Genomic DNA, 18,258 nt, shown 5'->3' with positions numbered 1-18,258 from the left:
TTGTCTCTTGGGGGTGGGATTTGTGAATTCAATCGAGGAATTCAGCGTCCGCGGGCGGTTGGCGGACACGGGTGAGGGGATCACCGCCGACGAGTTGCAGCTCGCGGCACGGAATCACGGGATGCCGCTGGAAGGCCTGCGGTACGACGTGACGCCGCCGGGACTGCACTACGTGCTGGTGCACTACGACATACCGGCAACGAATGCGGGCGACTGGCGGCTCGAGCTGAACGGGTGCGTCGAGCAACCGTTGTCGTTCGGGCTGACCGAGTTGCGCGCGATGGGACGCCGGACGATCCGGGTCACGCTGGAGTGCGCGGGCAACGGGCGGGCGACGTTGCAACCGCGGCCGATCAGCCAGCCCTGGCTGCAGGAAGCGGTCGGTACGGCGGAGTGGACCGGGGTGCTGCTGTCGGACCTGCTGCGGCTGGCCGGGATCCGCGAGGATGCCGTGGACGTGGTGTTCACGGGCGCGGATCGCGGGGTCGAGCGTGGCGTCGTACAGGACTATCAGCGCGGGCTGTCGCTGACCGAGGCGATCGAGTCGGGCGCGATCGTCGCGTGGGAGATGAACGGCGCACCGCTGCCGCCGCAGCACGGCTACCCGCTGCGTCTGGTCGTACCGGGGTGGTACGGGATGGCGAGCGTGAAGTGGCTGCGGTCGATCGAGCTGATCGACCACAAGTTCGAGGGGTTCCAGAACGCGGTGGCCTACGTGATCCGCCAGAATCTGGACGATCCCGGCCGGCCGGTGACCCGCATCGAGCCGCGGGCGCTGCTGATGCCGCCCGGGTTCCCGGACTTCATGAGCCGCCATCGCTTCGTTGCCGCAGGCACCGTTCCGCTGTTCGGCCGGGCCTGGTCCGGCTGGGCCCCGATCGAACGCGTCGAGGTCAGCACCGACGCCGGCGTCAACTGGCACGAAGCCACGTTGGATGCCCTCGGCAACGACGAACTCGCCTGGCGCGCTTTCGCCTACGACTGGGAGGCAACGCCCGGCGAACACGTGCTCACCGTCCGCGCGTACGACGCCAGCGGCCGCGAACAACCCATCGAAGCCGAGTGGAACCGAGGCGGCTTCAGCAACAACACCGCGCAACGCATCACCGTCCTGGTCACCTGAAACCCGCGTGTCGTTCACCGCCAACGCCACACCCGCGTCACATCCTGAAGACGTACACGGTTCTCACTCCAGGAGTGGTGGCGGTGAACGACAACCATCTACACGCGCGAGTCTTCAGAACTCTCGACGAGTGGTACGCCGACGTCGACGACCAACTCGACCCCCAGCCGGACAACCCGCTGTGGTGGGGCTCCTACACAACCCAACGAGCCGCCATCGAAGCCGCCTGCGCTCGCCTCGCCGCGCTACATCGCGAGCCGACGTACCTCACCGACCAGGCCTCCTGACCCGGCTACTCGGGTTCGTTGTCGGCGTGGCCGCCTATTTGGTACGGGGTGGTGATGCCTTCGTACATGAGGTGGGTTATCAGGCCTTGGGAGGCGTGGGGGAGGTTGTGGCAGTGGTCCATCCAGAGGCCGGGGTTGTCGGCCACGAAGGCGATCTCGTAGGTCTCCTTGTTGCCGACCTCGAGGGAGTCGGTCCACCAGGGTGAGCCTGTGGCGGCGACGCCGTTGCGGGACAGGACGACGATGTGGTGGCCGTGGAGATGCATGGGATGTGCCTGGCCGCTGGTGTTGGAGATCTTCATCTTGACGATGTCTCCTTCGGCGACCATGAACATCGGCACGTCGGGGAACTTGTGGCCGTTGATCGTCCACCACAGCCCTGGTATGCCATCGAGGAAGCCCGCCGACCGGCCGATCCGGTACTCGAAGTTGCGGTTCGCCTTCGCGGGGTCGAAGCCGAGCGGCGCCGGCGTGCCATAGCTCAGCAGATCGACGTTGTTCCCCGGCAGTTCCGCCTGAGGTGGATCGGCGGGTCCGATCCCCAGCGACGTTGACGCCGTACCCGCGTCCAACCGCATCCCGCCGGCCGGCACGACGGCCTCCAGGTCGACACGCCCGCCTGCCGCCAACGGATACGCAGCCGTCACCGCGGTCGGCCCGTGTACGTCGCGTCCGTCGACCGCGACCACCTTGTATGGCATACCAGCCAGACCGACCCGCAGGATCGCGTTGTCGGTGTTGATCACCCTGACACGCGCCGTCGTACCCGCCGGAAGGTCGACTCGCGAGGTCCCGGTGTGCCCGTTGATCGTCCGCTTGCCGTCGTACGTGTGGATGGTGGCGATCACCTCGCCAGGCGATGCCGGCGCGATCACGATCGGGCCGAACAGACCGCCCTTCACCTCGTCGGCCGACACCTGATGCGAGTGGTACCAGTACGTCCCCGCCGCCGACGCCTTGAACCGGTACACGTGCTTCCCACCCATCGGTACGGCGTCCTGCGTCACCCCGGCGACCCCGTCCTCGGCGTTCGGTACGTCGATCCCGTGCCAGTGCAACGTCGCGCCGTCCGGCACGGACTCGTTCACGAACGTCACCTGGATCAGATCGCCCACTCGCGCCCGGATCGGCGGACCCGGCGACGTCCCGTTCACGGTGTACCCGTCGACGGTCTCCCCGGAAGCGAGCTGGAACTTCTGCTTGCGCGCCGTCAGCGTCACGTTCACATTTGGTGTACCAGTATTCGGCCCGGTGAGCTCCGCGACGCTCATCCCGCTCATCCCGCTCATGCCGGCCTGGTGCTCGTGATCCATCGACTGATCCATCGAGGGGCCGCCGCCGTAATCGGCGTACCCCATCTCCGCCGGGTTGTACGAGCCCGGGACCAGGCTGGTCGCCCAGAGATACCCCAGCGGTACGAGTACCGCCAGGGTGATCCCGAGTGCGACCAGCCGGCCCCACCGCCGTTTCTTGGCCTCAGCCACTGGTCACGGGCTGGTTGGGTACGGCGGCCCGTCGAGCCCCCATGCTCGCGACAGCGGCGACCGCGAGCCCGTTGATCCCGTGCAGCACGCCCAGCGCCGGTACCCCGAAGGACACCACCGCGAGCAGGAACTGCAGGACCACCAGACCGAACACGATCCCGGCCAGCACGCGACCCCGCGGTACGTCGGTCAGGAACGACACGATCAGGAACACCAGCGCGAGCAGGCCGATCACCGTGCCGGCGATGCTGTGGTAGCTCTGCCCGAAGTTGCTGTAGTCCGCCCCGATCGCGGTCCCGTCGTCCGCATCCTTCGCGATCGTGAACCCGGAGAGCGCGATCGAGGCGATCTGCAGCACGACCGCGATCGCGATCAGCAGACCGAGTACCCGATATACCTTTCTCATGCCCGGCGCTCCATTCGACGCTTCCGGATGACGATCACTGCGGCGACGATCAACGCGATCGGCAGGAACGGCGGGTGCCCGCCGAGCACCACACACCCGAACGACGCGAGTACGCCGATCACGCCGAGCATGAGCAGCAACGGCAACGGAACCCGCCCGATGAACCCGCGCCTGGCCCACTCCGGCCGCTGCCCCCCGAACGGCCCACCACTACCGGCTCCGTAGCCAGCTCCCCGTCCGGGTCCGGTGCCTGGCCCGGCTGCGCCGGCAGCGTTTTCCGGCGCCGTCCACGGCGGCTTCCGCCAGCCCCACGGCCCGCTCCATCCCTCACCGGCGCCACCCTCACCTTCGCCGCCGAAGGCGGCGTCGCCGGCTTGGTGTGCGCCCGGCAGGTCGGTGAACAAGCCGTCCAGGTCCGCTCCCGTGCGCGCCTTCAGCGCCTGCTCGACCCGCTCGGAGTGCTCCTCGGCGCTCAGCCGGCCGGCTTCGTAATGCTCGCCCAGACGCTTGACCGCGTCCTCGCGCTCACTGTCGCCGATGCGGATCGATCCGCCCGGCCTGTCGTCGCTCATGATTCTCCTCGATGCTCGTCGGTTCTCCGATGGCACCAAGGTTGTCGTCGCGGGCCCCGTCTCCGCGTCGCCTCAGCGGCGACACCTGACCTACCCCCGGAGGAGCACCCTGCGCCTGCCGACGCAGTACGACGTACTCCCCCGGGCGTAGGCCCGGCCAGGGTCAACCCTTAGCTGTTCCCTCAGCTGTTGCCTCAGGTGTTGACCGCGAGGATCTTGTTCACGTCGTCGTTCGCCTTCGCCAGCGAGCTCGGGTCGGCCTCGAACGACATCACCGACTCCATCGCCGGCGTCATCACCGCGGTCACGTCCGCGGCGTTCGGGTTGGCCGGGTACGGGAACACGTCGCCCGCCTCGACCGGCTCCAGGAACGGCGTGACGTCCCAGCCGCTCTTGGCGAACGCAGCCTTCGCCGCCGGCATGCTGGCCGCCACCGCCGGGAACACCACCCCCGCCTTGGCGACGATGTCCTGAGCAGTCTTCGAACCGAGGAACTTCACCCAGGCCCACGACGCGTCCCGCCGCTTCGTCCCGGCCCAGATGGTGTCCGCCAGACCGTTCATCATCGACATCCGCTTCCCGATCGGACCGATCGGCAACCGCGCCAGCTTCGTCTTCACCTGCTTCAGCTGGCCGTACGTCCCGAGCATCCAGGAGCCGTTCGGGGTCATCCCGTACTTCCCGGCGCCGAAGGAGGTCGTCACGTCCACGCCGGACTTCGCCTGCGCGTACGTCGGCATCAGGCCCTTCGTGATCAGGCCCCGCCACCATCCGATCGTCTCGGTGAACTTCGGGTCGCCGTAGAAGAACTTGGTGCCCCACGGTTCGCCCTGGGAGTACTTCCAGCCGTTGATCGCGGCATACCAACTCCAGCTGGTCTGCCCGTCACCACCGCCGGCATCGGCGTACCCGAGTCCGTAGACCTTCACGTTCTCCTTGTCGAACCCGGGCTGGTCACCCCGACGCCCCTTCGCGTCCACCGTCAGCCGGCGGACGATCTGTTCGAACGTCCCGCCGTCGTGCGGGTTCCAGGTCATCGAGTTGAGTTGGTCGGTGCTGATCCCGGCCGCCTCGGTGAATGCGCTGTTGTAGAAGTAGACCTCGGTGTCCCAGTCCTTCGGCAGTCCGTACCGCTTGCCGTCGGCACCGATCCAGCGATCGGCGAGACCCTTCTGGTAGATGCTCAGATCAACGTTGTCCTTGGCAACGTAATCGTCGATCGGCAGGACCTGCCCCTTGTCCGCGAACAGCGGGTACTTCGAGGAGTGTCCGGTGAACACGTCCGGCGCCGTGTCCGAGATGAACCCGGTCACCAGCTTCGACCAGTAGTCGTTCCAGCCGTATTGCTCGATGGTCACGGTGTACTGGGGGTTCTGCTCGTGGAACACCTTCGCGCACTCGGTGTACATCGGCAGCTGGGCGGAGTCCCACAGCCAGTAGATGACCTCGCCCGGTCCGCGGGCCGCAGCGCCGTTGTTGCACGCGGCAAGCGACGGTACGGCGAGGGCGGCGAGTCCGGCCTTCAGCAGATTGCGTCGTGAAATCAGTGAATTCATGGGCCTGTCCCTCACTTGATCCCGGAGAAGCCGATGGAGTTCGTGATCCGCTTGGCGAACGCCAGGAACAGGATGATCATCGGCAGCGCCGCGATCAGCGTCGCCGCCATCAGCCCGGCCCAGTCCGGACCGCCCTGTGGCGTCTGCGAGCGGAACACGCCGAGCGCGACCGTCAGCACGCGGACGTTCTCCTGCTGACCGACGAGCAGCGGCCAGAAGTAGTCGTTCCACGAGTTGATGTATGTCAGGATCGCCAGCGTCGCGATCGGCGCCGCGCTCATCGGGATGATCAACCCGAAGAAGATCCGCCGGTGCCCCGCGCCGTCGATCATCGCGGCCTCCTCCAGCTCCCGGTTGATCCCGAGGAAGAACTGCCGCAGGAAGAAGATCGCGAACGGCGTCATGAACGCGCCGGGCAGGATGATGCCGGCGAAGCTGTTCAGCAGGCCGAGGTTCTTGATCAGCACGAAGTTGGGCAGCACGGTGAAGATCGGCGGCACCATCAGCGCAGCCAGGAACAATGCGAACACCTTGTCCCGGCCCGGCCAGCGCAGCCGGGCGAACGCGTACGCCGCCATCGCGCTGAAGAACACCTGGCACACCGTCGTGATGGTTGCCACGACCAACGAGTTGCGCAGGTACAGCCAGAAGTTGACCGCCGCGCCGGAGCCGCCTTGGGCCTGCGCCTCCTCGATGCTCGACAACCCCAGCACGCGCTTGAACGCGCCGAGCGTCGTCTCCACCGGCAGCAGCGAATTCGGGTGACCGGGCAACTGGGTGTTGTCGGAGAACGCGGTCCGCAGCATCCAGTAGAACGGGAACAGCGTGACGATCAGCAGAATGAACAGCAGGACCCAGGCGACGGTGCGCCCGACGCTTACCTGCCGCACCGAACCAGACGACAGACTCATGCGAGATCACTCTCCCGCGCCCGCAGCAACCGCAGCTGGACCAGCGAGACGACCGCGAGGATCGCGAACAGGACCAGCGCCATCGCCGACGCGTACCCGAAGTCGAACCGGGTGAACGCTCGCTCGTAGATGTAGTAGTAGATGACTCTTGTCGCGTTGATCGGACCGCCCTGCGTTGTCACCGCGACGGTGTCGAAGATCTGGAACGACCCGATCATGGTGACCACCAGGACCATCACCAGAACAGGCCGCAGCAGCGGCAGCGTGATCCGCCAGAACGTCTTCCACTCGGTCGACCCGTCCACCTCGGCCGCCTCGTAGACGTACGACGGGATCGTCTGGAGGCCGGCGAAGACCAGCAGCGCGGTATACCCCATGTGCCGCCAGACGTTGATCCCGGCAACGGTCGGGATCGCCCAGTGCGAGTCGCCGAAGAACGCGATCGGGTCGATCCCGACCCAGCCCAGGAACGTGTTCACGACGCCGACCTGCACGTCGAGCATCCAGTACCAGACCAGCGCGACCACGACGTTCGCGACCAGGTACGGCGCGAGGATGATCGCGCGGACCGTGATCGACTTGGTCAGCCGGTACATCAGCATCGCGATCCCGACCGCCAGGACGGTCTGCAGGCCGATGTTGATCACGACGTACTCGACCGTGACGCCGAGTGCGTTCCAGAAGAAGCTGTCGTGGATCATCCGGTCGTAGTTGGCCAGGCCGTTGAACTTCGGTGCCGAGAGCAAGCTGTACTCGGTGAAGCTCAGGTACGCGCCGCGCAAGGTCGGCCAGATGTAGAACACGACGAAGCCCAGGGTGGCGGGGGCGATGAAGATCATCGCCACCTTCAGGTCTCCCAGGCTTCGCCGCTTCCCCGGCGGTGCTCCGGAGTCCCCGTGACTTCGTCTCGTGTCGGGTGGTGCGTTGGTGGTGGCGGTCACGGGGATCTCCTCTTCTGTCGGCGATCGGGCGGCTTACCCCATCGCGTTAGAGCTCAGCGCTGTAACTTCCAGCAAGATCGCGCTCTCGGGCCATTGCACGGGCATGAGTACTCCGACCGAGGCGAGGGCGGCGCCGTTCAGCTCCACGCTTCCACGGTCGGCCGACCAGGCGGTGGACCGCGACTCGGGTCCGGGTGTCGCGACCTTGTTGACTCGATACGTCCGCTGCGGGTCGAGGCCGGGCAGCCGGACCCGTCCGACAGCAGATGTCACCGACTGCTTCACCTGTACGACGCTGAACACGCCTCGGCCGCCATCCTGCGCGACGACCCCGTGCACGAGCACATCCTCGGGGCCGCGGTCGGCGCGGACCACGCGGCCGGTGTGCAGCAGCGGTCGCAGTTCCTTGTGCAGCGCAACCCAGCCCTTGAGCTCCGCGCGCTCCTCGGGGCTGGCCGACGCGATGTCCCACTCGATGCCGAAATGGCCGAACAGGGCCGTCGTCGCGCGGAACGACAGGGTCTGCGTCCGGCCGGTGGTGTGCGCCCGGGGCGGGCCGACGTGGCAGCCGATCAGCTCCGGCGGCAGCAGCAGTTGCGTGTAGCGCTGGATGGTCTGCCGCTCGAGGGCGTCGTTGCTGTCGCTGCCCCAGATGCGGTCGGTGCGCTCCAGGATGCCGAGGTCGACGCGGGCGCCACCCGACGAGCAGGACTCGATCTCCAGGCCCGGGTGCCGGCGCTTGAGCTCGTCGATCAGCCGGTACACCGCCAGCGTCTGCTCGTGGATCCCCGCCGTGCCCGTCAACTGGTTGCCGCCGTCAACGAAGTCGCGGTTGTGGTCCCACTTCAGGTAGGCGATGTCGTACTCGGACAGGATGCTGTCGAGCCGCTCGAGGATGTAGTCGTAGGCGGCTGGTATACCAAGATTCAGGCCCTGCTGATGACGCGCGGTCGGCGGCAGCCGGTCGCCGGCGGCGAGGATCCAGTCCGGGTGCTCACGGGCCAGGTCGGAGTCCGGGTTGACCATCTCGGGCTCGACCCAGAGCCCGAACTGCAGGCCGAGGCCCTTCACGTGGTCCACCAGCGGGTGCAGGCCCTTCGGCCAGATCCCCTCGTCGACGTACCAGTCGCCGAGACCGGCGTGGTCGTCGCGGCGGCCGCGGAACCAGCCGTCGTCCAGGACGAATCGCTCGGCACCGACCTCCGCGGCCGCGTCCGCGAGCGCCTTCAACTTGTCGAGGTCGAGGTCGAAGTACACGGCCTCCCACGTGTTCAGTACGACGGGGCGCTCGGTCTTCGGGTGGTTCGCCCGTGCTCGCAGGTAGTCGTGGAAGCGGTGTGAGACCTGGTCGAGGCCGACGCCGTACGAGCCGTAGATCCACGGGGTGCTGTAGGTGCCCTGCGGCTGGAGGCGGCCCTCGCCCGGGAGCAAGAGCTCGCCGCCGCCGATGACGGCGTACCCGCTCATGCCGCGCTCGGCGTACGAACGGTGGTTGCCGCTCCAGGCGGTGTGCACGGCCCAGATCTCGCCGTCGCGGAAGCCGAAGCCGGGGGTGCCGGCGAACAGCAGCAGGGTCGCGTCGGCGCCGGTGCGGCCGCGGCGGTTGTCGCGGATGTGCGCGCCCTGGGTGAACGCGTGGCGCTGCGGGTGGCGCTCGCCGATGTGCCTGCCGGTCAGGTCGAGCAGCTCGGTCGCCTCAGTGGGGACCGGCAGTGCGAGCAGCAGGCCGTCGACAGTGTACGTGGTCGCGGCCGTGTTGGTCAGGTCCGCCTTGGCACGCAGCAGACCGGAGTCGGTCAGCTCGATGGTGAGCTTGAGGTCCAGGCCTGCCGCGGTGTCGGCGGCGTCGACCCGCACGGTGTTGCCGGTCTGCGCGACGCCGGTCAGCCGGAAGCTCGCGGAGAAGTCGTGCCCGTCGCGGTGCCCGCTCAGGCCCGGGATACCGAACCAGCCGGCCGAGTACTCCGGCACGATCGCGATCGGGCGGTTCTCGTCCAGGCCGTTGCCGTCCTGGACCGCACCCGCGCCGCGGCGTAGTTCCAGCAGAGCGCTCTCGGTCAGCTCGCCCAGGTCCGCACCCCAGTGCAGGACGGACGGCAGGCCGGGGCCGGAGCAATCGAGCACCAGGCTGACCGCGGCGGCCCGGAGCTGCAGGATCTCGATGTTCGACACTGTTGATTCACTCTGCTTTCTGATTGATTTCAGGACGGAACTATTTACCTCGTCAGCCACAATGTCAATGCTTCACGAAGTTAAGTAATTACCCTACGACTGTCCTGCGTTGTCAGCCCAGAGCCTGGTAACCGTTATCCAACCCCCAGCCGGCCGACAGCACCACCTCAAACCGCGCGGCGGCGCGCGGCGACCTCAGCTGAGCCGGGTGACATCCTCGGACAACCGCTCCCCCGACGGGCCGTCCAACGGCGCATGTTCAGCCTCGGCCTTGGCGACCATCAGCTCGGGCAGATAGGCCGGTGTCGCGAACAGCAGTGGGTACGGCTGCTCGCCCATGATCGTGCGCAGCTCGGCGTAGTCGAGTTGTCGCATGTCACGCGTCACCGAGACTCCTCCTTCGTACGGACCGCAGCCACTCATCGACCGTCGCGACATCCGGGGTCGCCGGAAGCACCGTCTGCTGGAGCGCGTTGTCGAGCTCCTCGTGCAGTGACAGCCGCCAGCGCTCGACCTCGTCCCACGGGATCTCGCCACGCTTGACCGCCAGCAGCCGGTCCCGATGCGGTCCGACGTCGACGACCAATGTTGCCTCCAGCAACAGACTGCGAGCGGCGAGGAGCAGCCGGATCAGGTGCATCACGTGCTTCCATTTCGGCGAACCGTCCCGCCGGAAGTCCGCCTCGAGCTTCTTGAACTGGCTGAGCACGTACCCCGAATAGGTCTGGTACACCAATTGCGACAGGAACGCCTGGCGCAGTCCGACCAGCTCTTCACCGAGTGGGGTTTGGCGTACCACCAGCGGCGAGTGCAGGACCTCGAGCAGGTTCGGATTGGCCTTCAAGGCCAGCTCGCAGAACCGCTCGACCTCCCACGAGAACCACTCCGGCTCCGGACCGTCCACGTGCGTGGGCGGCTTGGCCAGCGACCAGAACGCCTCGGTCGGCGCGACGTACACCCCGCGCGTATCCGTGTCCGAAGCATCCGTATCCAGACCGAACGCCCGCGACCCGACGACCGCCGCATAGATCGTGTGTTCGCGGACCAGCCGACCCCCGTCCGGCAGTTCGAGTTGGATCGCCTCGTCCTGATATACCGTCCGCAGACTCAATTGGTCGCGCCGCGCAACCGTCTGCCGCCCGTCGACGAGCCGCACGGCGTACCGCCCGTCCGCGGTGATGCCGGCCACCCGCCCGGTCGCGCCACGCTGCGCCGTACCGCCCTGGTCATCAGGGGCAGCCACCCGAATCACCACCTGCGTCCCCACCGGCAACTGCGGCCCTCGCACCGACATGCCGCCCATGCTCCCGCATCGAAGGATCCCCAGGCTCCAATCTCTTGACAAATTTTCCTGTCAATTAGAGATTGGGCACATGCTGCGCTACGTCGAGGAGCCGGAGAAGGTGCGGTTGGCGCTGTCGCCGATCCGGCGGCAGCTGCTCGAGCTACTGCGTGAGCCGGCGTCCGCGACCCAGGTGGCCGCCGCGCTCGACCTGCCCCGGCAGCGGGTGAACTACCACCTGCGCGAGCTGGAGAAGGCCGGCCTGGTCGAGCTCGTCGAGGAGCGGCAACGGCGCGGATTCACCGAGCGGATCCTGCGTGCATCGGCCGGCCTGGTGGTCGATCCAGGCGTGATGGGCCACGCATTCACCCAGATCCAGGACCAGTACGCCGCCGAGCACCTGGTCGAGGTCGCCGCCGGCACGGTCCGCGAGGTAGCGCGGATGCAGAACGCGGCTGACGTCGAAGGAAAGCGGCTGCTGACCTTCACGCTCGAGGCCGACGTGCGGTTCGCCGAGCCGGGCGACGTGCATCGGTTCACCGATGCGTTGGCCGCGGCAGTACAGCAGGTCGTCGAGCAGTTCGACAGCGAAGGCGGACGGCCGTACCGATTGATCGCGGGCGGTCACCCGGCACCCCGCCGTACCGAAGGAGAGTCATGAAGATCGTGGTCACCGTCGCGGCGCCGGTCGAGGCAGTCTGGGACGCCCTGCGGAACAAGGAGAAGATCCGGCACTGGCACGGCTGGGAGTACGAGGGCGCTCAAGGTGGGCTGGAGGAGGAGATCGACCTCATCTACTTCACCGAGACGACCGAGGAGGGTACGACGCTGACGCTCGGCCACGGGGACCGCTTCGAGGTCGAGCCGATCGAGGGCGGATCCCGGGTCACGCTGACCCGCGCGCCCCGCGGCGCGAACCCCGAGTGGGAGGCGTACTACGACGACGTGACCGAAGGCTGGATCACCTTCCTGCACCAGCTGCGCTTCGCCGTCGAGCGGCATCCGGGCGAGCCGCGGCACACGCTGTTCTTCTCGGGCACCGGCGCGGTGTCCCCGATCACGGAGCTGGGCATCCCGGCGGAGCCGGCCGGCGCACTCGTCGAGCTGGAGCTCGTTGGTCAGCCCATCAAGGGCGAGATTTGGTATACCAGCGAGCATCAGGTCGGCGTGACAGTAGATGCCTGGGGCAACGGTCTGCTCGTGCTCAGCCACATCCCGCCGGGCGAGCAGAAGCCCGACGGCGCCACGATGGCGATCCTGTCCGTGTACGGCGACGTCGACCGCGACGAGCTCGAGGCCCGCTGGCGCGCCTGGTGGCAGCAGCGCTGGCCGGAGGAACTCAACCTCCTCGGCTGAGCCGCCCCGGATCGAACTGACACGGTGGTGACAGGGCGCAAACGTGTCAGTACGCTCGGTCTACCCCTGAGGGGTTACCCGGGAGTACCTTGACGCCGACGGTGATCTGGTGGGGGTCCTGGGATCACCGAACTCCGGCGAGAGAGGCCTTCCGGTGAGAAACCCGCCCTCTGTTTTCTCAGCTTGGCGTCGAGTGTCCGCAGCAATCCTCCTACTGTCCCTGACCGGGCTCGGCCTGGTCGCTCCTCCGGCCCACGCCGACGGTCCCGGCTCCGGTACGCCGTACGTCGTCACCGTTGGGGACTCCTACATCTCGGGTGAGGCCGGCCGCTGGGCCGGTAGCTCGAACGACTCCGAGGCACCGGCCGACGCGCTCGGTGCTCACGCCTATCACGACAATGCGAGCCACACCGCCGAGCAGATCCCGCGATGCCACCGCAGCCTGTCCGCGGAGGCGTACATCGGCGGCGGAGTCGGCGGACTGAACCTGGCCTGCTCCGGCGCCAAGACCACGACCGCCACCGGCGACTACTTCAAGCCGGGGATCGACTTCTACGACGACGGCGCCGGCAACCTGGGCCAGGCGAAGATGCTGCAGCAGTTCGCCGTCGGCCACAACGTGAAGCAGGTCGTCGTCTCGATCGGCGGCAACGACTTCAACTTCGCGTCGATCGTCACCCAGTGCGTACAGGACTTCCTGCTGTCGCCGTCCTGGGATCCCGACTACTGCAAGGACGACTCCTCCGTCGTCGCGAACTTCGCCTCCGCCAACATCACCACCGTCCGCGCCAGAATCGCGACCGCGTTCCAGAACGTCCGCACCGCGATGCGCAACGCCGGATACGGCGACACCGCGTGGAACCTCGTCGTACAGACGTATCCGTCCCCGATCCCGTCGGCTACCGGGTTCCGGTACAGCCAGTCCGGCTACACCCGGCAGAGCACCGGCGGCTGCGGCTTCTGGAACGCCGACGCCGACTGGGCCAACGCGACCGCGCTGGTCACCATCAACAACACCGTCCGCGCTGCGATCGGCCAGTCCGGCCTCAGCAACGCCCGCCTGCTCGAACTCCAGTCCGCCTTCAACGGCCGTCGCCTGTGCGAGAAAACGGTCGGCCTGTACGAGGAAGTCGGACTGACCTCCTGGACCCAGCCCACCGCCGTCGACAAGACCGAGTGGATCAACCAGATCCGCACCGTCACCACGGTCGGCTCGGACTACTTCATCCAGGAGTCCCTGCACCCGAACTACTGGGCCCAGCTCGCACTCCGCAACTGCGTCCGCCAGACCTACACCCAGAACCGCGGCGGAACCTGCACCATCGCCGGCACCGGCCTCGTCAACGGCGAGCCCCGGATGTCACTCGGCTGAGCCCCGGGCATGAGCCGGCCGCCGCACCCCCGAAGGTGCGGCGGCCGGGTTCCTTTCAGGGGGTCAGCTCAGGTTCAGGCCCGTGTCGTCGATGACGAACGAGGTCTGGAGCGAGACATCCTCGGTGCCGGTGAAGCTGATCGACACCGTCTGGCCGGCGAACGACGAGAGGTTGAACGACTTGAGCGAGTAGCCGCTCGCCTTGTTCAGGTTCGAGTACGTCGCCAGCGTGGTCGAGCCCGCCTTCACCGTGAGCTTGTCGTACTGCGTAGTGGTGGTGGTCTCCGCAGAATCGATGTGCAGGTAGAAGGTGAGCGTCGCCGCGCAGCCGGACGGGATGGTGACCGACTGGCTCAGTGTGTCGGTGTGCGTCTGGCCGTAACCGTCGAGCCACGCCTTCCAGGTGCCGCTGTGCGCGGGCTGGGAAGCGGTGTTGTCGATCACTCCGGTCGAGGCCGACCACGGTGCCGCCGTACCGGTCTCGAAGCCCGCGTTGCCGAGCTTCTGGCCGGGCGAGGAGCAGCCGCCACCGACTGGGCTGACAGTGATGCTGAACGACGTGCTGCCGGACCCACCCGCACTCGCGGTGGCCGTGGCGGTCACGTTGTAGGTGCCGGCGGTGGTCGGCGTACCGGAGACGGTGCCCGTGGAGGAACCGATGGTGATGCCGGCCGGCAGACCGGTGGCGGACCAGGTGTACGGCGCGGTGCCGCCGCTGGCCGTCAGCGTGAACGGCGCGATCGAGGTGCCGACCGTGGCGCTCTTGTTGCCCGGGTTGTTGACCGTGACGCCGCCGGAGACGGTGCAGGTCGGGTCACCGGACTGAGCCGGAACGCTGACCGCGTCCCACGCCGCCTTGACGGTGTTGAACTCGGTGCAGCTGCCCGGGTACAGGTTCTTCGCCGCGGTCAGGGTCCAGGTGCGGTACTTCAGGTACGAGCTGCTGCTGGTCTTCATCAGCATCGCGTTGTACATGATCTTGATGGCCTTCTGGATGCCCAGACCGGTCACCGACGAGCTGTTGCAGGTCGGCACGTTCGGGTTGCCGCCGCTGCCGATGGAGAGCAGGACGAACCAGTGGTCGCCGGGACCGGCCGCGGCGTGCACCTCGGAGCCCGGGATCGAGCTCGAGTAGCAGTTCGGGTCGCCGACCGCCGACGGGTTGTACATGTTGCGGATCGGGCCGCTGCCGACCAGGTTGACCTCTTCACCGACGTAGAAGTCCGGCGGGTCGTAGGCCGAGCCCTGGTTGCTGTAGAACTCGGTGGCCGCACCGAACGTGTCGGCGACGAACTCCTGGGTGCCGCTGCCGGAGATGCCGCCCGGGGTGTGGTCGTCGATGCCGTGGCCGAGTTCGTGACCCACGACGTCCATCGAGCCGATCCAGCCGCCGGCCGTGTTGTGGCCGACCTGCACCTGCGTGCCGTCGTAGTACGCGTTCTCGTCGTTCAGCCCGACGCGGATCGGCCAGCCGCCGCCGTTGCCGTCGAAGCCGTTGCGGCCGAGCCAGTCGGTCAGCATGTGCCGCTCGGTCTGCGCGGTGAACAACGCGTCGACGCAGCCGGTCTCCTTGTTGGACGCCGTCCCGTTGCCCCAGTTGTCGTCCGGGCCGGAGAACGTGGTGTTGTTCGCCGCGTCCTGGCAGGACTGGTTGGTGGTGTTGGGGTCCTTCATCGAGTACGTGCTGCCGGACAGCGTGGTGTCCAGGTGGACCGGGTTCGGTCCGCTGTACGCCGCGGTGCCGTTGCCGGCCATCACGTGCTCCTGGGTACCGAGCACCTTGCCGCTCTGCGCGTCGACGTACACCGACAGACTCGACGGCTCGTTGCCCTTGCTGCCGCTGACCCGGGACTGCCAGGCGAGCTTCGGGGTGCCGTTGAGCGCGTAGACCGCGAGCGTCGGCGCGGTCGAGGAGTCGACCTTCTTCAGCTGCTTGGTGGCGGTCTTCAGTGCGGCCGCGGCGGTCACCTTGGCCGTCGTCGACAGGTCGGGTACGGCGGTGGTCTGGGCGACCGAGGTGGATTTCACGGCTCCCCTGGCGTCGGTGACGACGACGAAGTCACCACCGATGACCGGGAGGCCCTTGTACGAACGCTCGTACGGGACGTACTGCAGGCCGGACGGATCCGAGATCACCGATTTCGCGGTGAACTTGTCGTCCTTCGAGGCGTGCAGTGCGCTCGGCCGGCCGGCGACCAGCGACGACGCGGAATCGACGGCGAACGCCTTCGACTGCGCCTGCGAGGGCCGGGGCGGGGGTGCCGCACTCGGCGCGGCCCCTGCGGCCGACGTACCGAATCCGGCGAGTGCTGCCGCCGCGAGGCCGGTGAGCCCCAAGACGATGGCAGGCTTTCGAGAACGCTGGAACAAGACCATTGGTATTGGTCCCTTCGCGAATACGGTGCTTTGGGCGGGTTGCGCCTCGCCGGACTGCAGGCGGTGCACCACTCCGCCTGGAACCTCCGGCCTACTCATCGGGCCTGTTGCTGGGCTCCCCCTTTTCATCCGGCCCCGATGAATCGCGCGGGGGGACACTATGTCCGCGACCTCACCCGGGCAAGGCGCTACCGTGCCGTTGGCACCCTGAGGACAACTGACCGCGTTGTCATCGCTACTAACAGCTGACAAAGGCGACCGAATCCTGAGATTTGTGACAACCGGAGGCCGTCCGTCGGGCGGCCTCGGGCCGGGGCGTGAGGGGGCTGTCGCGGAGGGTGCTGGGGGGACTGCCGGTGGTCCGGAGCGGACGCGGATGGCAGAATCGCGCAGACGGGTTGGCTGCCGCGGGGTGCGACGCGCCGGCAGCGGCGCGACGGAACGCGATCAGGATGACGCCGGCTGGGGTGTGAGTGGAAACCGAATTCGTGCTGTCGCTCGGTGAGCAGCGCTGGACGCTGCCGGCCGAGGCCGACACGATCACCATCGGCCGCGCCTCCAACGCCGACATCCGGCTGCAGGCCGACGACCAGATCTCCCGCATCCACGCCCGCCTGGCCCGCGACGGCGCCACCTGGACCCTCCACGACGAGTCCCGCAACGGCACCGGCCTCAACGGCCACCGCATCACAGCGCCCACCCGTCTGAGCACGGGCGACCGCATCCACATCGGCCGATCGGTCCTCACCTTCCACAAATCCACCATCCCGGACCCGGCGACGCGGGCGGCGGCCCAGCCGGGCGAGGCGTACGCGCCGGGTCCTCAGCCGGCCGCTTATCCAGGCGCGGACGACCGCGAAGCAGCCGCCCGCCCAGATGAGGCGTACGCCGCGGGGGCACAGCCGGACGCCTATCCCGGCGCCGATGAACGCGAAGCGGCTGCCCAGCCGGCTGGGTTCGGCCAACCGGCTCCCCCGCCACCGGCAGCTGCTGTGCCCACTCCGCCTCCGACACCTGCGGGGCCCGCGCCGGGTGGGGCGTTCCCGCCTGCTGAGGAGCCGTGGGCGGCCGACGGGGCTATGGACGGCGGCGAGCAGTACGACGAGCCTGCGTACCAGGCCGATCCGGAGCAGCCCCGGGCTGACCAGGCGGTCGGCGGTGGCGAATACGGCGGACTGGCGTACCAGGGCGACCGAGCCGGGTACCGCGGTGAGGCGGAGTACCGCGCCGAGGCGGAGCACGGCGCTCAGGCCGAGTACGGGGCTCAGCCGGAGCACGGGGCCCAGGCGGAGCATGGCGCTGAGGCGGAGTACGGGGCTCAGGCGCAGCACGGCGCTGAGGGCGAGGACAGGGCTGAGGATGAGGCCTCGTATGGGCCTGCTGGGGTTGTGCCTGGGTTTGAGGTGGAGGCCGGGCGGCCGGGTGACACTGGTTGGGCGGCTTATCCGTCCGCGGACAACCCGGAGCCGGTTCGGACGCCGTCGGAGATCTCGGCGCGGGTCGAGCAGGCGGAGCCGAACTGGAACCAGCCGGACAACTGGCCGGAACCGAGCCGCGCGCCGGCGGAGCGACGGCTGCCCGGCGCGGATCGTCGTACGAGCGTCGACCGACGCGCCACCGCGGACCGACGTGCGAACGCGGGCCGGTCGCCCGATGCAGACCGGCGTACGGACGCAGGGCGACTGCCCGATGCGGACCGACGTACTGCGGGGTTCGAGGGCGGCGATGCCGTCGGGACCGTGCGGCTGCCTCGCGTGCTGATCGTCGGCGCGGGGATCATCGTCGTCGGGCTCGTCGTGAACCTGATCGTCACGTTCCTCGCCGACGGACCCGGTGGCGAACTGCGCTGGCTCGTGCCGCCGGGGATCGCGCTGGTGGTGTCGATGGTGCTGGCCCTGCTCGACGCGGCCGCACCGAAGGACCACCGTCCCGGGCGGCTGGACGTGTCGATCCTGATCGCGATCGCCGTCGTACTCGTCGGCGTCGGCGTCGGCGGGTTCGCGCTCACCGCGGGCACGGAGTACGTCGGCGGCTACCTGACCGGCAACGAGTCCGGCGAGGACCGGCTGGTCAAACCCGTCGCGAAACCCTCCGGCGCGGTCACCGTCACGGTCGAGAACGTCACGTACACGAGCCATTTCACCCGCGTCGAGGTGATGCTCGCCAACGGCGCGAAGGAGCCGGTGACGATCCCGATCGCCGGCGCGACGTTCACCGCGGCGGACGGCACGGCCCTGCGCGCCGACACCCGCCGCAGCAGCTGGCCGAGCAAGGTGGCCACCGGCGGCACCGTGCACGGAACGATCACGTTCAAGGGCAAGCTCCCGGACAGCGCGGACGCCGCCGTCCTCACGCTGAAATCCGGCGAGACCGCGTTCGCCGTACCTGTTGCCCTCAGCAACTGACTTGAACATACATCG

The 18,258-nt window shown here is 68.0% G+C and carries 16 protein-coding genes; 6 read left to right on the top strand and 10 right to left on the bottom strand.

Features of this window, described 5'->3' with window-relative positions:
* Positions 1–22 precede the first annotated feature (22 nt).
* Complete coding sequence (locus AB0J62_RS19450; protein ID WP_363872382.1) at positions 23–1,123, top strand: sulfite oxidase; 1,101 nt, start codon at positions 23–25, stop codon at positions 1,121–1,123.
* Between the two features lie 83 nt (positions 1,124–1,206).
* Complete coding sequence (locus tag AB0J62_RS19445; protein ID WP_363872379.1) at positions 1,207–1,410, top strand: hypothetical protein; 204 nt, start codon at positions 1,207–1,209, stop codon at positions 1,408–1,410.
* Between the two features lie 5 nt (positions 1,411–1,415).
* Here the strand turns inward: AB0J62_RS19445 and AB0J62_RS19440 are convergent, their stop codons facing one another.
* The 9 genes from AB0J62_RS19440 to AB0J62_RS19400 all read right to left on the bottom strand — a co-directional run bounded on the left by AB0J62_RS19440 (position 1,416) and on the right by AB0J62_RS19400 (position 10,746).
* Positions 1,416–2,894 (bottom strand): multicopper oxidase family protein, encoded by a 1,479-nt coding sequence (locus AB0J62_RS19440; RefSeq protein ID WP_363872376.1) that lies wholly within the window; start codon positions 2,892–2,894, stop codon positions 1,416–1,418.
* The gene (locus AB0J62_RS19435) at positions 2,887–3,300 is read right to left on the bottom strand and encodes a hypothetical protein (protein ID WP_363872373.1); all 414 of its coding nucleotides are present in this window, start codon (positions 3,298–3,300) and stop codon (positions 2,887–2,889) included. Before AB0J62_RS19435 ends, AB0J62_RS19440 begins: the two co-directional genes overlap by 8 nt.
* On the bottom strand, positions 3,297–3,872 hold the full coding sequence (locus AB0J62_RS19430) for a DUF1707 domain-containing protein (RefSeq protein WP_363872370.1): 576 nt from the start codon (positions 3,870–3,872) through the stop codon (positions 3,297–3,299). Before AB0J62_RS19430 ends, AB0J62_RS19435 begins: the two co-directional genes overlap by 4 nt.
* Before the next feature lie 194 nt (positions 3,873–4,066).
* Positions 4,067–5,428, bottom strand: a complete 1,362-nt coding sequence (locus AB0J62_RS19425) for a sugar ABC transporter substrate-binding protein (RefSeq protein ID WP_363872367.1) — start codon at positions 5,426–5,428, stop codon at positions 4,067–4,069.
* A gap of 11 nt (positions 5,429–5,439) precedes the next feature.
* Positions 5,440–6,339 (bottom strand): carbohydrate ABC transporter permease, encoded by a 900-nt coding sequence (locus tag AB0J62_RS19420; RefSeq protein ID WP_363872364.1) that lies wholly within the window; start codon positions 6,337–6,339, stop codon positions 5,440–5,442.
* Positions 6,336–7,280, bottom strand: a complete 945-nt coding sequence (locus AB0J62_RS19415) for a sugar ABC transporter permease (RefSeq protein ID WP_238159875.1) — start codon at positions 7,278–7,280, stop codon at positions 6,336–6,338. Before AB0J62_RS19415 ends, AB0J62_RS19420 begins: the two co-directional genes overlap by 4 nt.
* 33 nt (positions 7,281–7,313) lie before the next feature.
* A complete protein-coding gene (locus AB0J62_RS19410) occupies positions 7,314–9,452 on the bottom strand; it encodes an alpha-galactosidase (RefSeq protein ID WP_363872360.1) in 2,139 nt (712 codons plus the stop codon).
* 195 nt (positions 9,453–9,647) lie between these two features.
* The gene (locus tag AB0J62_RS19405; RefSeq protein WP_363872357.1) at positions 9,648–9,839 is read right to left on the bottom strand and encodes a hypothetical protein; all 192 of its coding nucleotides are present in this window, start codon (positions 9,837–9,839) and stop codon (positions 9,648–9,650) included.
* A complete protein-coding gene (locus AB0J62_RS19400) occupies positions 9,829–10,746 on the bottom strand; it encodes a nucleotidyltransferase domain-containing protein (RefSeq protein ID WP_363872354.1) in 918 nt (305 codons plus the stop codon). The genes AB0J62_RS19405 and AB0J62_RS19400 overlap by 11 nt, the downstream gene beginning before the upstream one ends.
* Before the next feature lie 79 nt (positions 10,747–10,825).
* Here AB0J62_RS19400 and AB0J62_RS19395 point away from each other — a divergent pair, with 79 nt between their 5' ends.
* The 3 genes from AB0J62_RS19395 to AB0J62_RS19385 all read left to right on the top strand — a co-directional run bounded on the left by AB0J62_RS19395 (position 10,826) and on the right by AB0J62_RS19385 (position 13,462).
* Positions 10,826–11,395, top strand: coding sequence for a winged helix-turn-helix domain-containing protein (locus AB0J62_RS19395; RefSeq protein WP_363872351.1), 570 nt, complete (start codon positions 10,826–10,828; stop codon positions 11,393–11,395).
* On the top strand, positions 11,392–12,090 hold the full coding sequence (locus tag AB0J62_RS19390; protein WP_363872348.1) for a hypothetical protein: 699 nt from the start codon (positions 11,392–11,394) through the stop codon (positions 12,088–12,090). The genes AB0J62_RS19395 and AB0J62_RS19390 overlap by 4 nt, the downstream gene beginning before the upstream one ends.
* A gap of 193 nt (positions 12,091–12,283) precedes the next feature.
* Complete coding sequence (locus tag AB0J62_RS19385; RefSeq protein ID WP_363872345.1) at positions 12,284–13,462, top strand: hypothetical protein; 1,179 nt, start codon at positions 12,284–12,286, stop codon at positions 13,460–13,462.
* A gap of 63 nt (positions 13,463–13,525) precedes the next feature.
* Here the strand turns inward: AB0J62_RS19385 and AB0J62_RS19380 are convergent, their stop codons facing one another.
* The gene (locus AB0J62_RS19380; RefSeq protein WP_363872342.1) at positions 13,526–15,838 is read right to left on the bottom strand and encodes a M4 family metallopeptidase; all 2,313 of its coding nucleotides are present in this window, start codon (positions 15,836–15,838) and stop codon (positions 13,526–13,528) included.
* Between the two features lie 473 nt (positions 15,839–16,311).
* Between AB0J62_RS19380 and AB0J62_RS19375 the strand changes: the two genes are divergently transcribed.
* Positions 16,312–18,243 (top strand): FHA domain-containing protein, encoded by a 1,932-nt coding sequence (locus AB0J62_RS19375; RefSeq protein ID WP_363872339.1) that lies wholly within the window; start codon positions 16,312–16,314, stop codon positions 18,241–18,243.
* Positions 18,244–18,258: the final 15 nt, after the last annotated feature.

Source organism: Kribbella sp. NPDC049584 (genome assembly GCF_040675555.1).
Lineage (GTDB): Bacteria > Actinomycetota > Actinomycetes > Propionibacteriales > Kribbellaceae > Kribbella.
The sequence above is the reverse complement of the archived record's forward strand: the minus strand, read 5'-3'. Positions and strand labels throughout refer to the sequence as shown.

What these genes read in the sequence shown, in the direction of transcription:
- AB0J62_RS19435 (WP_363872373.1), bottom strand. Translation starts at nt 3,300, where the DNA reads ATGAGAAAGGTATATCGGGTACTCGGTCTGCTGATCGCGATCGCGGTC.
- AB0J62_RS19430 (WP_363872370.1), bottom strand. Translation starts at nt 3,872, where the DNA reads ATGAGCGACGACAGGCCGGGCGGATCGATCCGCATCGGCGACAGTGAG.
- AB0J62_RS19425 (WP_363872367.1), bottom strand. Translation starts at nt 5,428, where the DNA reads ATGAATTCACTGATTTCACGACGCAATCTGCTGAAGGCCGGACTCGCC.
- AB0J62_RS19420 (WP_363872364.1), bottom strand. Translation starts at nt 6,339, where the DNA reads ATGAGTCTGTCGTCTGGTTCGGTGCGGCAGGTAAGCGTCGGGCGCACC.
- AB0J62_RS19400 (WP_363872354.1), bottom strand. Translation starts at nt 10,746, where the DNA reads ATGTCGGTGCGAGGGCCGCAGTTGCCGGTGGGGACGCAGGTGGTGATT.
- AB0J62_RS19395 (WP_363872351.1), top strand. Translation starts at nt 10,826, where the DNA reads ATGCTGCGCTACGTCGAGGAGCCGGAGAAGGTGCGGTTGGCGCTGTCG.
- AB0J62_RS19390 (WP_363872348.1), top strand. Translation starts at nt 11,392, where the DNA reads ATGAAGATCGTGGTCACCGTCGCGGCGCCGGTCGAGGCAGTCTGGGAC.
- AB0J62_RS19380 (WP_363872342.1), bottom strand. Translation starts at nt 15,838, where the DNA reads ATGGTCTTGTTCCAGCGTTCTCGAAAGCCTGCCATCGTCTTGGGGCTC.